The organism is Actinosynnema sp. NPDC059797, assembly GCF_042732085.1.
Classification (GTDB): Bacteria; Actinomycetota; Actinomycetes; order Mycobacteriales; family Pseudonocardiaceae; genus Actinosynnema.
In genome coordinates this window covers 1-15,647 of record NZ_JBHWIE010000172.1, presented here as the reverse complement: position 1 = coordinate 15,647, position 15,647 = coordinate 1, and the positions used below count along the sequence as shown (strand labels likewise).

At 73.5% G+C, this 15,647-nt stretch carries 12 protein-coding genes; 2 read left to right on the top strand and 10 right to left on the bottom strand.

The genetic code is table 11. The features are described 5' to 3' along the window. Positions 1–851 (top strand): ABC transporter ATP-binding protein (locus ACFV4N_RS28500; protein ID WP_499675689.1); only part of this gene is annotated, 851 nt, incomplete at its 5' end. Then, the gene (locus ACFV4N_RS28495) at positions 848–1,336 is read left to right on the top strand and encodes a S26 family signal peptidase (protein WP_499675688.1); all 489 of its coding nucleotides are present in this window, start codon (positions 848–850) and stop codon (positions 1,334–1,336) included. The genes ACFV4N_RS28500 and ACFV4N_RS28495, both read left to right, overlap by 4 nt. 79 nt (positions 1,337–1,415) lie before the next feature. On the opposite strand, the gene ACFV4N_RS28490 is transcribed toward ACFV4N_RS28495, so the two are convergent. The 10 genes from ACFV4N_RS28490 to ACFV4N_RS28445 all read right to left on the bottom strand — a co-directional run. Beyond that, entirely contained in the window at positions 1,416–2,945 is a 1,530-nt protein-coding gene (locus ACFV4N_RS28490) for a non-reducing end alpha-L-arabinofuranosidase family hydrolase (protein WP_499675687.1), read from the bottom strand. A gap of 262 nt (positions 2,946–3,207) precedes the next feature. Further along, positions 3,208–3,993, bottom strand: a complete 786-nt coding sequence (locus ACFV4N_RS28485; protein WP_499675686.1) for an FHA domain-containing protein — start codon at positions 3,991–3,993, stop codon at positions 3,208–3,210. A gap of 12 nt (positions 3,994–4,005) precedes the next feature. Beyond that, positions 4,006–5,151 (bottom strand): protein kinase domain-containing protein, encoded by a 1,146-nt coding sequence (locus ACFV4N_RS28480; RefSeq protein WP_499675685.1) that lies wholly within the window; start codon positions 5,149–5,151, stop codon positions 4,006–4,008. After that, entirely contained in the window at positions 5,148–7,199 is a 2,052-nt protein-coding gene (locus ACFV4N_RS28475; RefSeq protein WP_499675684.1) for a transglutaminaseTgpA domain-containing protein, read from the bottom strand. Before ACFV4N_RS28475 ends, ACFV4N_RS28480 begins: the two co-directional genes overlap by 4 nt. Beyond that, positions 7,196–8,335 (bottom strand): DUF58 domain-containing protein, encoded by a 1,140-nt coding sequence (locus ACFV4N_RS28470; RefSeq protein ID WP_499675683.1) that lies wholly within the window; start codon positions 8,333–8,335, stop codon positions 7,196–7,198. The genes ACFV4N_RS28475 and ACFV4N_RS28470 overlap by 4 nt, the downstream gene beginning before the upstream one ends. Before the next feature lie 2 nt (positions 8,336–8,337). Next, the gene (locus tag ACFV4N_RS28465) at positions 8,338–9,309 is read right to left on the bottom strand and encodes an AAA family ATPase (RefSeq protein WP_499675682.1); all 972 of its coding nucleotides are present in this window, start codon (positions 9,307–9,309) and stop codon (positions 8,338–8,340) included. An 8-nt stretch (positions 9,310–9,317) separates the two neighbouring features. After that, complete coding sequence (locus ACFV4N_RS28460; RefSeq protein ID WP_499675681.1) at positions 9,318–11,450, bottom strand: fibronectin type III domain-containing protein; 2,133 nt, start codon at positions 11,448–11,450, stop codon at positions 9,318–9,320. Positions 11,451–11,509: 59 nt separating this feature from the next. Beyond that, complete coding sequence (locus ACFV4N_RS28455; RefSeq protein WP_499675690.1) at positions 11,510–13,255, bottom strand: serine/threonine-protein kinase; 1,746 nt, start codon at positions 13,253–13,255, stop codon at positions 11,510–11,512. Between the two features lie 327 nt (positions 13,256–13,582). After that, positions 13,583–14,581, bottom strand: a complete 999-nt coding sequence (locus tag ACFV4N_RS28450) for an aldo/keto reductase (RefSeq protein WP_499675680.1) — start codon at positions 14,579–14,581, stop codon at positions 13,583–13,585. Between the two features lie 35 nt (positions 14,582–14,616). Beyond that, positions 14,617–15,647: lysylphosphatidylglycerol synthase domain-containing protein (locus ACFV4N_RS28445; protein WP_499675679.1), on the bottom strand; the 1,031-nt coding region annotated here is incomplete at its 5' end.

Below are 15,647 nucleotides of genomic sequence, written 5' to 3'. Positions count from 1 at the left end.
AGGCGGACCTGCCGGTCGCCGCCGAACCGGTGCCGATTCCCCCTCTGCGGAGCGGGATCGAGTTCCGGGACGTGTGGTTCCGGTACTCGCCCGCCCACCCGTGGATCCTGCGCGGGGTCAGCTTCACCGTCGAGCACGGCAGATCGCTCGGCCTGGTCGGTCGCAACGGCGCGGGCAAGAGCACGCTCGTCAAGTTGTTGTGCCGGATGTACGACCCGGAGCGCGGAGCGATCCTCTGGGACGGTGTCGACCTCCGCGCGCTCGACCCGGCCGAACTGAGGCTGCGGATCGGCGCGGTGTTCCAGGACTACATGAACTACGACATGACGGCTGCCGAGAACATCGGCCTCGGCGACCTGGACGTGTCCGGCGATCGCGCGCGGGTCGAGGCCGCCGCGGCCGACGCGGGAGCCGACGGGTTCGTGTCCGCCCTGCCGCGCGGCTACGAGACCATGCTGTCGCGCGTCTTCTTCCAGGGTGACAGGGTGCACGGCGCGGCGGGGGTCACGTTGTCCGGCGGGCAGTGGCAGCGGCTGGCGCTCGCCCGTGCGTACCTGCGCGGCGAGCGCGATCTGCTCGTCCTGGACGAACCCAGTTCCGGCCTGGACGCCGAAGCGGAATACCGGGTGCACCGCGGGCTGCAGGAACACCGGATGGGCCGGACGAGCGTGCTCATCTCGCACCGACTCGGCGCCGTGCGCGACGCGGACGTCCTCGTGGTGCTGGACGAAGGTGTCGTCGTCGAACGGGGGACGCATGATCGGCTGATGGCCCAGGACGGGCTGTACGCGAAGATGTTCGCGAGCCAGGCGGAGGGCTACCAGCAGCGGTTGCCGGAGGCCTCGCGATGACGACCTGGGCCGTTGTCGGCATCGTGCTGGTGCTGCTGGTGGTGTTGTGGCTGCGGAGCCGGGTCGTCTACGTGAACGTCGTCGGCACGAGCATGCAGCCGACCTTCGAGGACGGGGACCGCCTGGTGGCCCGGCGGCTCAGGGCCTCGCACGTCCGAACGGGGGACGTGGTGGTCGTGGACAGCCCACGGCCGAAGCTGGAGCACCTGACCGCGAAGCACCACACCAAGACCCCGATCGTGGCACGCGAGCTCGTTTACGCGCCGCCACAGGCGAAAGGGCCCTACTGGGTGATCAAACGCATCGCGGCGATGCCCGGGGAACCGGTTCCCGCCGTGATGGCCGGCATCACGGGGGAGGACGTCGTGCCACCGGGGTCCGTCGTCGTGTTGGGCGACAACCTCGAACACAGCATCGATTCCAGGCATCACGGCTTCCTCCCCCTCGGCAAGGTGCTGGCGAAGGTGACGCGGCGCCGGGCGTAGCAGCGCCTGCGGGCCGGCGCCCCCACCCCGTGCGGGGGTGGGGGCGCCGGCCCGGTGGAGGTGGACCCGCGTCAGGCGATCAGCGCCGCAGCGTCAGCAGGCCCGGTCGGTAGGGCAGCTTGCCGTAGTCGCCACCGGAGTTGGGGTCGCGCCCCTGGTACAGGAGCTGCAGGTTGCAGGGGTCGATGGTCTTGGTCTGGTCGGGGTTGGCGCGGATCAGGTCGCCGTGGCTGATGTCGTTGGTCCAGGTGGCGCCGCTGTTGGCCTTGCCCGCGAAGGGGTTGCCCTCGGTGGCGGCCTGCGGCGTCCACGAACCGTTCAGGCTGCTGGACGTGAACGAGCGGAAGTAGCGCCCGTTGTTGCCGATCGCCTCGACGATCATGAGGTACTGGCTGCGGTCCTTGACCTTGTAGACCTCGACGGCTTCGAACAGGTTGTTCGTCGTGTCGCTCATGATGGTCGTGTAGGAGGAGCCGAAGCTGCCGGGGAAGTTCCCGATGGGCATGACCTGGCGGTAGATCTTGCCGTTGTCACCGGCGAAGAACAGGTACATGTTCTGGCTGTCGCCGATGAGCGTCTGGTCGATCGGCCCCGTGCCGGAGCCGGTGATGCTCGCCGTGGAGAGCACCTGCGGCGACGACCACCCGTTCGGGTTGGTGGGGTCGTTCGACGTCCGGTAGCTGAACGCGGTCCCGCCCCACTGGTAGGCGAGCACCCAGATGTTCTTCGGCGCGAAGTAGAGCAGGGTGGGCGCGACGGTGCCGGAGTTCATCGCGTTCTGGCTCGCCGAGCCCATCTCGGACCAGTTGGTGAACGGGGTGAAGTTCATCGAGCCCCAGGACGTCCCCGTGTCGTGCGTGGTCCCGTAGACCAGGTGCTTGCCGTTGTAGGGGACGTAGGTGAAGTCCTTGAGCGAGACCCAGCCCGACCTCGGCTGCGCCAGCGGACCGCTCGACGTCCAGCGGTACGTCGACGGCAGGGAGCACCCGCCGCCCTGCGAGGTGGTCGTCGTGGTCGTGGTGGTGGGGTTCCCGCCGCCGACGCGGACGAGCTGCCACTGCTGGTTGGCGCCGCCCCAGTCGCTGTACTGGACGATGTTGCCGCCGTCGTTGGTCGCCGCGCCCTGGACCTCGACCGCCTTGTTGCTGTTGCGGTTGATCAGGCGCACGTGGCCGCCGTCGGAGTCGGCCAGCCGGAACTGCTGGTTGGCGCTGTTGTTGTCGGTCCACTGCACGATGGCCGCGCCGTCGGAGGTCAGCCAGTTGTAGACGTCGAGGACCTTGCCCGAGTGGCGCGACTTCAGCCGGTAGTAGCCGCCGCCGGAGTCGACGAACTGCCACTGCTGCTGGTTGCCGTCGTTGCGGGTCCACTGGGTGATGCGGGCGCCGTCGTTCGTGGCGAGGTTGTAGACGTCCAGCGCCTTGCCGCTGTTGCGGTTGACCAGCACGTACCACGCGTTCGTGTCGACGCTCGCCGCCGACGCGGGCGCCGCGCCGAGCGCCGCCAGCAACCCGCCGAGCAGCACGGCGACGACGGCGGCGGCACCGGCCGCGTAACGCCTGCGCGCTCTCGGGGCGGTGGTGGGTGGGTGTTGACCGATCCCGGCCATGGGCGCTCCTCTTCGTCGAGGGTGGTCCTGCTGGTTTGTTAGCGCTAACAATCCGCGTCGCGGTCTCCGGTCGTGAATGAGCCGTATTGGAGTTGCGGCATTGCCGCTGCGGCGCGTGCCGCGCTCATCTGAGGGTGTCCGATGAGGCACGGCCGGTCAAGACGTGACGAAAAAGTTTCGCACGGGAACGCGCGGGAACGGCCGCGCCGCAATGCGGGACTGCTAAAAGCGGCGGAAATACTTTTAGCAGTCCCGGGTTCCTTCAGTCCAGCAGGTCCAGGTCCTTCGGCGTGAGCGCGGTCGACCGCACGAGTTCCCGGAGCAGGTTGTCGTTCAGGGTGTTGCCGACGGGTTCGCCGACCTCCTCGCGGGTCAGGCCCGGCACCCCCCGGCGGGACAGGCGGTCGCGCACGACGCCGACCCGGTGCTCCAGCTTCTTCGCGGTCCACCCCGCGGCGGGCTGGAGCGCGGCGAGGTGGAGGGCCGCCTCCTTCCACGTCAGCGGTTTGGGGTTGGGCTCGCGCAGCAGGTAGTTCCGGCCGAGGGCGACGAGCATCAGCTTCTCGTCCGGGGTGAGCGCGTACGACCGGGGAGGGTCGGTGTCGGCGTCGTGGCGGGAGCGGGGCTGGTCGCCGGCGCCGGCGACGTAGATCTCCAGCAGGTGCTCCCGGTCCTGCGAGCCGGGCACGTGCAGCGGCGTGTACCCCTCGGCCAGCGGGATCGCGCCGTCGTCGGCGAACAGCCACTGCGACCGGGGCAGGCGGATCGGCCTGCGGCCCGTGTTGCGCAGCCACCACCGGCCCCGGCGGTGGGTCAGCTCGCCGTGCCTGCGGCTGACCTGCTGGTCGTCCTCGCCGACGCAGACGTGCACCAGTGGACGGTTCCGTCCGAAGTAGACTGTTCGGCCGTCACGGGGCCCGACCGCGTAACCGCCGCCGAGGGCGAGCGCGTGCACGGACCCCGGCACGGCGCGCGCGACGCCGTGGGTCAGGCTGTCGTGCCCCTTGGGCAGCAGGAGACCGCCCGAGTACTCCAATTTCGGCTCCATCCACCGACCTCCTCACCTGTGGCAGACCGCCTCGCGCAAGCTCTCGGCGTCGCTCTCGTAGACCTGCTCCCCGCCGTTGGTGGCGCGCACCACGAAGCAGTACTTGCGGCCGGGTTCGACGTCCAACGTCATCGTGCGGTTGAACCCCGCGGACTTCGTCCGGGCCGACGCGCCCTCGACCCAGTAGCGGACGGCGAAGTACAGCCGGTCGTCCGTCGCCGTCCAGCTGAGCGAGACCTTGTCGCCCAGGTCGGTCGGCTCGTCCAGCTCCACCACCACCGGCCCCTCCTCGTCCGCGATCGGCGGCAGGGACTCCTCCGGCGCCGGCGGCGTGGGGCGCGGCCACAGCACGACCGCCAGCGCGACGGCCGGCACCGCCGCCAGCGCCACCGCCGCGTACCGGCGCCACCGCCGCGCGGGCCCGGCCGGCGGCGCGCCGACCGCCGTGGCCGCCACCGGCGCCGACCGCCGTTCCGGGTCGGGCGCCAGCATCCGGCCGATGGCCGTGGACAGCGCGACCGGGACGTCCGGCCGGCTGACCGCGGGCACCGGGTCGCCGAGCACGCGCAGGATCCGCTCGCCGGTCAGCTCCCCGATCCGGCTCGGGTGCGGCGACCTCCCGGTCAGCGCGAAGTGCAGCACCGCGCCGAGGCCGTACACGTCGGTCGCCGCCTCGACCACGCCGGTGCGCAGCGTCTCCGGCGACACCCACTCGATGCCGGCCAGCGGGTCGCGCCGGAACTCCTGCCGCTGCGCGACGCCGAAATCCGCCAGCACGGCCTCGCCGTTCGCGCGGAACAGCACGTTGGCCGGGGTGATCCCGCCGTGCAGCACGCCGACCTCGTGCGCGGCGGCCAGCGCTCGCGCCAGGGACCAGCACAGCGCGGCCACTTCCTCCGACGGCAGCGGCCCCTCCCGCCGCACGCGGTTCTCCAGCGAGTCGGCGCACAGCTCCATCCGGAAGGCGTGCTTGCTGCCGTCGACCAGCTCGACGCCGTCCAGCGGCAGCAGCGGCGCGGACAGCCCGGCGAGCTTGACCCGTTCCCGCTCGACCGTCGCGAGCGTCTGCCGGTCGAACCTGCCGGGGAACACCTTCAGCGCGACGCCGTCGACGGCGTAGACCTCGGCGACCGGGCCGGTGCCCACCAGGTGGCTCATCGGATCGCGAACGCCGCTCTGACCCGCGCGCCGAGCGACCGCCCGGCGAGCGCGCCCCGGATCTCCGCCACGGCCTGCCACGCGGCCGTCACCGTGCCCTCGTCCGCCCCGGCGCCCGACCACAGCGCCGTGTCCAGGTGGACCGCCAGGCGGTGCAGGCTGTCCACGACCGGTCCGCCGGAGGCGGCGGCGAGGTCGCGGGCGGTCATGCCGGGCGTGACCCGGGCGCCGTGCGCGCGCAGCAGGTCGCGGGCCTCCCACCAGGCGCCGACCACGGCGCGGGCGCCGGTGAGCCGCCTGCGGCGCGCGGTCCGGACGAGCTTCGCGACCGGGATGCCGAGCAGCACCAGCACGAACAGCGCGAACAGGCCCGCCAGGCCCCACAGCACCGGCTTCCAGACCTCCGCCCAGGCGACTCCCCCGTCCTCCGGTTCGACCACCGGCACGGGCGGGTCGGGCAGCTCCTCGTCCGGCGGCGGCAACTCGGCGCGGGCCTTCGCCATGACCTCGGCCAGCCCGGTCGCCGCCGGGCCGGCGCCGCTCGCCGTGCCGGCCGGGTCGAGCGGCACCCAGCCGACGCCCTCCACCGCGACCTCGGGCCAGGCGAGCACGTCCCCGTTGCGCACCACCGCCTCGCCGTCCCCCTGCTCCCGGGGCGCGCGGAACCCGACGGCCAGCCGGGCCGGGATGCCGACGATCCGGGCGAGGACCACGTAGGACGCGGCGAACTGCTCGCTCGTGCCCCGCTTGGTCTCCACGAGGAACTCGCGCAGCTGCGGCCAGCCGCTCCCGGTCGGCAGCTCCGAGCCGGTCGCGACCCGGTAGTTGTCGCTGAGGTACTGCTCCAGCACCAGCGCCGTCCGGAACGTCGGCCGCGCGTCCCTGGTGGCGGTCCTCGCCAGGGCGGCGATCTCGTCGCGGACGGTGCCGAGGTCGCCGGGCGGGATGTCGGACGACACCGCGGCGTCGGCGAGGCCGGAGAGGTCGCCGGACGGCTCCAGCCACCGCAGCTCGTACTCCACCCGGCCGCCCCGTTCCGGCAGCAGCAGCGTGCCGGCGTCCTGGTCGACGAAGGGCCGCACCGCGCCCCTCACCGAGGTGGGCACGGCCTGGCTCGGCAGCCACCGCGATCCGCCCGGGACCGCCACGCGCGCGGAGCGCGGCGTCGTCGGCACGGTCACCCCGGCCGGCGGCGCGATCTCCGCGCCCAGCCTGCGGTACCGGTCGCCCGCCGTCCACGCGACACCGTCGAAGCCGTCCAGCACCACCAGCCGCCAGCGGTCCACCGGGGCGTCGCTGGTGTACCGGAACACCTCCTCGTCCGGGTCCGCCAACCGCGCCGCGACCTCGGCCAGCGGGCTGACCTCCCGCGGCAGCGGGAGCTGGGCGAACTGGTTCTGCCGCACCGAGTACGCGGGTCCCGTCGGCACGACCAGGGTGGCGACCCCGGCCACGACGCCCAAGGCGACCGTCAGCGCGACCGCGGACCGCGCCGGCGAGAAGAACAACCCAGCGACGGCGACCCCGTAGGCGAACGCCACCAGCACCGCCACCGCGCCCGACACCGCGATGAAGGTCTGGCTCAGCAGGAGCAGCGCCAGGCTCGGCAGCACGGCCGCGGCGGGCCGGCGCAGCAGCTCGACCCCCGCCAGGGCCGCGAGGAGCACCAGCAGCGGCACGAACAGCAGCAGGTCCGCCTCCGGCCGCACCGGCCAGGTCGACTGGAGGGTGAGCTGCCAGGAGTCGGTCACCCCGGCGACCAGCCGCGTCACGCTCTCCGGCGTCGGCAGGCCGCTCCGGGTGGTGTCGAACAGCTGCAGCTCGACCAGCGCGAGCGCGCCCGCGAGCAGCCCGAGCAGGGGCCGCCACGGCCGCAGCGCGGGCACCCGGAGGCACAGCTCGAACACCGCGTAGCAGGCCACGACGACGGCGGCGACCGGCAGCACCAGCGCCCACGGCCCGAACACCGGGGCGAACAGCAGACCCGGCACGGCGGTGGCGAGCAGCAGCCAGGCCGCGTGGACCCTGGTCAGGCGATCACCGGTCATGCGATCACCGTCTGCCACTGGCGGATCGCGTCCACGGCGTTCGCCGTCCGCAGCACCCGCACCCCCGGCACCCCCGGCGCGGCGCCGGGCAGCCCGACCACCAGGATCACGTCCCCGTACCGCGGCCGCACGCCGACGAGCGACGCGCGGTCACCCGGCGAGACGGTCGCGGAGGAGGAGATCACGACGAGCGTGCCGCCGCCCGCGCGCGCCAGCGCCCCGGGCACGAGCGGCAGGCCCGCCTCCTCGGTGCGCGCCACGACGCACAGCTCCTCCAGGTACCGGTGGACCGCGTCCCACCCCGAGGACGTGACGACGTCGACACCGCCCGGCGTCACCAGCCGGCACCGGTGGTCGGCCTCGGCGGCGGCGACGACCAGGGACGCCGCGAGTTCGACCGCCTCCTCGAACTCCGGCGCGGCCATCTCGCGCCGGTCGTCCAGCAGCACGGTGAACTGCGGCTGGTGCGGGTCCGCGTAGTCGCGGATCATCAGCTGCCCGGTCCGGGCCGTCGCCTTCCAGTGCAGGTGGCGGACCTCGTCCCCGGGCACGTAGGGGCGCACCTCGCGGATGTCGAGCGAGCCCCGCGGCGAGGTCTCGGTGGCCTCGCCCTCGTGGTGGTGCAGCGGGAGCCCGCCGGTGACGGCGCCGACCGGGTGCGTCTTCGGGTACACCCACAGCGTCGCCGTCCCGCCCAGGGACAGCTCGGACCGGCCGAGGCCGAGCGCGTCGGTGCGGAACAGGGTCAGCGGGCCGACCTGGTGCCTGCCCCGCCGCCCGGTCGGCAGCTCGTTCAGGTAGGGCTGTTCCGCGCCGGCCGCGAGCGGCCGGACCGCGACGGTCACCCGGTCCTCGCCGACCCGGTCGACCGCGGTGAAGCCGCCCTGCCGGCGCGTGCCGGGGTTGTGGACGCGGAGCGTGATCACGGCTCGGCCGTCCCGCTCGACCCGGTCGGGGAACAGCTCGCGGATCACCTCCACCCGCGGCTTCCGCCCCGCGACGCCGATCGCGGCGACCACCGCGCCGAGCGCGATCGCGCCCAGCGCGACGAGCAGCGGGTACCCCGCGACCAGGCCGAGCGCGAGGAGCGCGACGGCGGCCGCGAGGGTGCCCGCGCCACGTCCGGTCAGCCGCATGGTCAGACCCCCGGGGCGTGCGCGATCGGGACCGGGACCTCGGCCAGCAGGTCGGTCACGATGCCCTCGGCCTTGCGCTGCCGCAGTTCCGCGTCCGGCTTGAGGATCAGCCGGTGGTCGAGCACCGGGTGCGCGACCTCCTTGACGTCGTCGATCGTCACGAACGAGCGCCCGTACGTCGCCGCGAGCGCCTGCGCCGCGCTGACGAGCGCGATGGTGCCGCGCGGGCTCGCGCCGTACCGGACCTCCGAGTGCTGCCGGGTGGCGGAGGTGATGCTCGTCGCGTAGTCGATCACCGCGCGTTCGAGCCGGACGGCGCGCACCGCCGAGATGACGCCCCGCAGCGTCGGGACGTCCACCACGGCCTCCAGCTCGTCCGGGTCGACCCCGGCCCGGTTGCTCATGACCACCAGCGCCTCGGACGCCCGGTCCGGGTACCCCATCCGCAGCCGCATCAGGAACCGGTCCAGCTGCGCCTCCGGCAGCCGGTACGTGCCCGCCATCTCGATCGGGTTCTGGGTGGCGATCACCAGGAACGGCCTCGGCACCTCGTGGCACACCGCGTCGACCGTGACCCGCTGCTCCGACATCACCTCCAGCAGCGCCGACTGGGTCTTCGGCGTGCCGCGGTTGATCTCGTCGGCCAGCACCACGTTCGCGAACACGCTGCCCGGGTGGAACGCGAACTTCTCCTCGCTCTGGTGGTAGACCTGCACCCCGGTGATGTCGCCGGGCAGCAGGTCCGGCGTGAACTGGATCCGGTTCCAGGTGCCGCCGATGCTGTGCGCCAGGCACCGGGCGAGCGTGGTCTTGCCCAGGCCGGGGACGTCCTCGATGAGCAGGTGCCCCTCGCTGAACAGCGCGGCCACGGCCAGCCGGACGACCTGCGGCTTCCCCCGGACGACCTTCTGGACGTTCGCCGCGATCAGCTCGTATACCTGACCGGGAGTCAGCGCCACGATTTTCCTCTCCATGTGTGTGCTCACCAGGTGTACGGGTCCGACTGGATCCGGATGCCGTTCCAGGTCGTCTCGACCCAGACCTGTTCGCCGGGGCCGGTGTAGGCGAACGCCTGGAACGTGGCGTACCCGTTGGCGTCGGTGTCCGCTCCGTGCCCGGGGTTCTCGTACCCGTCGTTGTCGTTGTTGTACGGCTTGACCTCGTAGCGGGTGTTGGGATCGAACCCGATCATGACGACGCGCATCCATGCGCAGTCGTCTTTGTCGCCGCAGTATTGCTCGGTCTCGTCACCCTTGGTCACCGTGATCCGCGGCTGGGGTGCGGCCTCGTGGGTGACCGACGCGGGCACGCCGTTGAGGGGCTGCCCGTCCGGGGCCCTGGTCACCGCGACCACCGTGAAGGTGATGGCCTGGTACGCCGACACCTGCGGGTACACGGCCTGGGTCGCGCTCACCTGCTGCGGGTTCAGGCCGGTGGCGGTGACCTGGTAGTACAGCAGCGTGCCGCCGTTGAGCGCCGGCGGCGCCCAGGTCAGCGTGACGTCCCGGGTCGGCCGGTCGTCCACGTCGTAGTTCGCCTGGAGGTTGACCGGCGCACCGGCCGGTGAGACCGGCGCGGTCGGCGTGACGGGGCCGGACGACGAGCCGGGGCCCGTGCCCGCCTGGTTCACCGCGGCCACGGTGAAGGTGTAGCTCACGCCGTTGGCCAGGCCGCCGACCAGGAACGCGCGGTCGCCGCCACCGGCCTGGGCGGAGCCGGTCTGGCCGTTGCCCCCCTGCCAGGACACCACGTACGCGGTGATCGGCGCGCGGTTGTCGGGCGCCGCGCCCCAGGTGACGTTGGCCGAGCCGTTGCCGGCCAGCGCGGCGACCGAGGGCGGTGCGCCGGGGCGGCCGGGTGGCACCGGGGGCGGGGTCGGGGGCGGCGCCGGGGGCGTCGTGGTCCGCGCCGGGGGCGTGGGGATCCCGGGCGGGGGCTCCGGCTGCCGGCGCTGGTCGGGGGAGGTGCGGGAGCCGGGCGGCGTCGACCGGTCGGGCGGCCTCGGGGCCGTCGTCCCGGTCGTCGGGGAGGGCCTCCGGGTCACGTCGACGTTCGTCACGCTGCCGTCGTCGGCGACCACCAGCACCTGCGTGCCGTCGGTGTCCTCGACGTAGACCCGCTCGTCCTCGCCGAGCGTCAGCCGCGGCTCGCCCGTCCTGTCCTTGAGCGGCTTCTCGTCCTTCTTCTCGCCGTCCGCGTCGTAGGTCAGCACGGTGCTCTTCCGCAGGTCCACCAGCGCGACGACCTCGTCGGTCGCCACCGGGCCGTCGTAGTCACCGGTGCCCAGCGCCACCGTGTCCACCTCGACCGGCGTGGTCCTGGTGTCCACCAGGACCAGGCTGCTCTGCCCCGCGCCCGGGTCGAGGATGGCCAGCCGGCCGTCCACGTCGCGGGGGGCGGGCCTGGCGTTGGGCGACAGCGGGACGTCGAGGGCGACGCCCTCGCCGAGCGCGTCGCCGTCGATCACGTGCAGCCTGCTCGTGAACAGGTCGAGGAACGCGGGCCGCCCGTCCACGACGGTCAGCGCGCCCGGGTGGTCCGGCGGCGCGGACACCGGGCAGCCGGAGACCTCGACCGCGTCCTTGGCCAGCGTGCAGATCTGCCCCTTGCCCGTGCGGTGGAACCACAGGGTGCCGTCCCCGGTGGCCACCGGGCTGCCGATCGGGCCGTCGGTGGGGATCGACGCGGCCGGGTCGCCGAGCCTGACGATGCGGCCGGTGTCGCGGTAGACCGCGTACGGCCCGCCGACGACCTGGATGCCCAGGGGGATCTCGTCCGAGGGCGGCTTGTCCGACCCCTTCGGCGACAGCGACTCCTTGTCGAACTCGGTGATCCGGTTCGGGCCGACGACCCAGCCGCCCTTGTCGCCCTGCAGCACCTGGCTGCCCACCTCGGCGTCGAGCGGGAACTCGGCGTCGAGGTTGCCCGTCGCGCCGTCGACGTGGAACACCATGCCCAGGACGGAGTTGTACATCCAGTGGCCGGTGTTGGCGAACCTCGCGGCCGACAGCGGCGGGGCCACCCCGGCCAGGACCGCCACCACGACGGCCACGCCCACGGCGGCGAGCAGGACGAACGGCTGGCTCGTACGGGCCGCCGAGCGTGTTCTGGTCACGGAGCGGGACGCTAGCGGTGGTCTCCGGGGACCGGTCCCCGAACGCCTCACCAGGCCTTTCACGACTCCACCAGGCGGAAGCTGTCGCGGATGCCGGCGATCAGCGGTTCGGCCGCCTCCCAGTGCTCCGCCAGCGTGTCCGGGTCTTTGGCGTACAACGAGAACGTCAGCTTGTAGAGCGCGCCGGAGGTCATGGCCCTCGTTCGCGTGCGGTAGTGGACAGGGCCGGCGCGGTAGGTGCACTCGAAGTCCGCCGACGAGGCGGTGCCGGCCAGTTCGATCTTGTGGTAGCCCGTGGTCTGCTGCCTCGTGCTCCGGTCTTCGTGCTCGGCCGTCAGCGAGTCGATCGCCGACGCGGCGGGCTTGCCGGTGTTCCGCTGCACCTCCACCTTCAGGGTGCCGACCTTCGGGTCGGTCCGCCTGCCCTCCCAGGCGACGGAGCTGAGCGCGCCGTCGATCGAGGAGGTGCGCGGCCACCCGGGCGGGATGCCGATCTCGAAGCCCAGTCGTTCCCGGTAGGGCTGGAGCTCGACGTCCGGGGCGTCGGCCGCGGCCGCCGAGGAGCCGGTGGTCGGCGACGCGGAGCCCCGGCCGCCCGGTGGCAGGTTCATCAGGACCACCGCCACCACCACGGCCAGGGACAGGGCGCCGATCGCGATCAGCGGCACCCGGGTCGACCGGGGCTCGGGCGACCAGGTCGGCGGCAGCGTGGGCGCGTCCGGCGTGACCGGTCCGGGCGCGGGCCGCGGCAGGAAGGGCGGCACCGCGGTGCGGGTGTTGGGCACGGTCCCGTGGGCGACGGTCTGCTCGCCGGCCGGGTTGACCACCTTGGTCGGGTACTCCAGCCGCACCCTGGTCCCGGGCGGCGTCGGCGACGGCATGGCCGCGATCTCGGTCAGCTTCTCGATCGCGGTCCTGGCCGTCATGCGCTCGGCGGGCTTCTTGCGGAGCAGCCCGTCGATCACCGGCGCCAACCGGCCGACCTTCGGGTCCGGCGCCGGCTCCCAGGACAGCACCGCGCCCAGCGTGGACTGGACGTCCCCGCGCGAGAACGGCGTCCGGCCGACGACCATGCCGTAGAGCATGATGCCGACCGACCACAGGTCGGCCGCCGGCAGCGCCTGGTCCCCCCGGATCCGCTCCGGGGAGATGTACTCCGGCACCCCGGGGAGCTGCCCGGTCGCGGTGAGCACCGAGTCGCCGTCGATCAGCGCGATCCCGAAGTCGGTGAGCACGACCCGGTCGTCGACGAGCATGACGTTGCCCGGCTTGACGTCCCGGTGCAGCACGCCGTTGCCGTGGGCGTAGTCGAGGGCCTCCAGGACCTGGACCCCGATCCGCGCGGCCCGGTCCACGGGCATCGGCCCGTCGGCTTGCAGGGCGTCGCCGAGCGAGCGCCCGTGCAGCAGCTCCATCACGATCAGCGGCAGCCCGCCCCCGTCCGTCACCACGTCGTAGACCGTGATGACGTTGGGGTGCTTGCTCAGCTTCGCGGCGGCTCGCGCCTCCCGCAGCGCGCGCCGCACCTCCGGGTCGTCCTCGCGGATCACCCTCCCCCTCGGTGGCACGATCTCCTTGATCGCCACCTCTCTGTCCAGGTATTCGTCGTGCGCGGACCAGACGATGCCCATTCCACCCCGACCGAGCGACCGTCGCAGGCGGTACCGCGCAGCGACCAGTCTCCCCTCTCCCTCAGTCACGACGGTAATATACCGACCACGCTCCGTTGCCGGATACCTTTCCGGCAGGTGCGAAAGGGTGAAGAGAACCGGGGCGCAGCATCCCGGAACACCGGCTCGGCACATTGCCGAGTTCGATTGACCTCGTGGATCGACCGAACTCCGCACGGGGTTCCGAGGTGGTCGGCGCGGTACCGACAAAGTCGATCGGACCCGGTAATGATCGAGCGGTTCCCGGGTTCCGCATTTCTGCACACCGGTGCGAAATGGTGAAGGAAGCTCGCGTAATCCCGCCGGGGCGGCGGGCGAGCGGGTCGCCCGGCCCGGACGTCGCGCGGCGGGCGACCGAGCCGCCCGGGCCCGGACGTCGCGCGGTGCCCGACCGGGAACCCCCGGCCGGGCACCGCGCCCGCGCCCGTCGCCCGGGACCGGCGACGATCACACCGGCGAACTTCAGGCGGTGACCGCCCCGAGGGGCGCCTCGGCGTCCAGCGCCTCGCGGACCTCCGCCGGCAGTTCCACCTGGAGGCCGTCCATGGCCTCGTCGAGCTGCGCCACGCTGCTCACGCCCAGCACCGGCATCACCGGGGTCTCGCCGCCCGCCATCCAGGCCAGGGCGAGCTGGTTGGCGGTGATGCCGAGCCGCTCGGCCTGGGCGCGCAGGTGCGCGAGGCGGCGCTCGTTGTCCTCGCCGCGGTACTCCGGCGCCAGTTCCTTGTCGGGCCGGGTCAGCGCGCCCTGGAGCAGCGGCGAGTAGCCCTGCACGACGATGCCGTGCTCCCGCGCGTGCGCCACCATCTCGTGGTCGAGCGGGCGCTGCGGGCGGATGTCGGCGGCCGGGTCGGGCCACAGGTAGGAGTGCCGCACCTGGATCACCCGCGGCGCGGCGGTGGCGCCGGACCCGTCCGCCTCGGCGAGGCCGGTGGCCTCGCGCAGCCGCGCGGGCGCCGAGTTGCTCGCGCCGAACACGCCCACGTGACCGTCGCGGATCAGGTCGGACAACGCCTGGAGCGACTCGGCCAGCGGGGTCTTCGGGTCGTCGGCGTGGGTGAGGTAGACGTCGATGCGGTCGGTGCCGAGCCGCTGCGCGCTCAGCTCGAACTGCTTGCGGATGACGGAGGGGGCGAGCCCTTCGGCGGACTCCGGGAACGGCCCGTCGAGCGGGTCGGGCAGGCAGCCGACCTTGCTGGTCAGCAGCACGTCCCCGCGCGACCCGGTGTCCGCGAGCCAGCGGCCGATCACCTGCTCGGACTCCTCGCCGGTGCCGCCCGGCGCCCAGAACGCGTAGCAGTTGGCGGTGTCGATCAGCCGGCCACCGCGCTCGGCGAACCTGTCCAGGATCGCCCGGGACGTGGCCTCGTCCACGGTGGTGCCGAAGTACATGGTGCCGAGCGCGACCCGGGTCTCTCGCAGCCGCGCTAAGACTTCGTCGCCGTAGGCGGTGGTGAGCATGGAGCTTCCTCTCGTAGGTGGATCCGTCGGTCCGGTCAGGTCGGGTCGAGGGTACGGCGGCGGGCGGTGAAGCTGCCGTAGGCGAAGGCGAGCACGTCGGCGGCGGCGAGGACGAGCCGGCTGGCCGCGGCCGCCGCGACCGCCTCGGGCGCGGGCAGCAGCGAGGCCAGCGAGACTGCCAGCAGCGCCTCCCGCACGCCGATGCCGTCCGGCACCACCACGACCAGGCTCGCCACCGACGTCGCCAGCGCGAAACCGCCCAGGCACGGCAGCAGCGCCGCCACCGGGTCGGCGCCCAGCGCGACGACCAGCAGCCACAGGTGAAGCCCGGTCACCACCCAGGACACCGCGCACAGCCACACCGAGCGGCGCAGCACGTCCGCCGGCACCTCGGCCAGGCGCCGCGCCAGCGCCGGCACCCGGCGCAGCAGCCGCACGGCCGTCGCCAGCAGCCACGGCATCACCAGCAGCGCCGCGAAGGCCAGGGCGGCCGCGCCCAGCGCCGTCCAGCCGCCGTGGGCGTAGCGCAGCAGCGTGGGCAGGCCCAGCGCCGCGCCGGTGGCCAGCGAGACGGCGGCGTACAGCCCGAAGGTCGCGGTGAAGTGGAAGACCGTGATCCCCGAGGACGCCGCCAGCCGGGTCTGCAGGACGATCGACCACATCACGCCCGGCACGTACTTGCCCAGGCTGCCCGCGGCGAACAGCCGCACCGCCGCCACCCGCCCCAGCGGCCGGGACAGGGCCTGGAGCGGCTCCCGCCAGGACAGCGCGGTCAGCCACAGCCCGACCACCGCCGCGACGAGGGCGGGCAGCAGCCACGGGCCGAGGCGCCCCAGCGCGGCGGCCGCGGCCTCGCGGTCGGCGGCCAGGGACCGCGCCAGGAAGGCCGCGCACAGCAGCACGACCAGGGCGGTGGTGGCGCGGCGCACCCCGGGGCGGCGCAGGAACGCGCCGAGCGCCGACGCGACGGCCAGGGCGCGTGCCCGTCGCGTCGGCGGGGCGGCCGTGCCGGCGCCGGTGCCGGCGGCGCCGGTGGTGGTGCCGTTCTCATGCGGCCCCCGTTCAC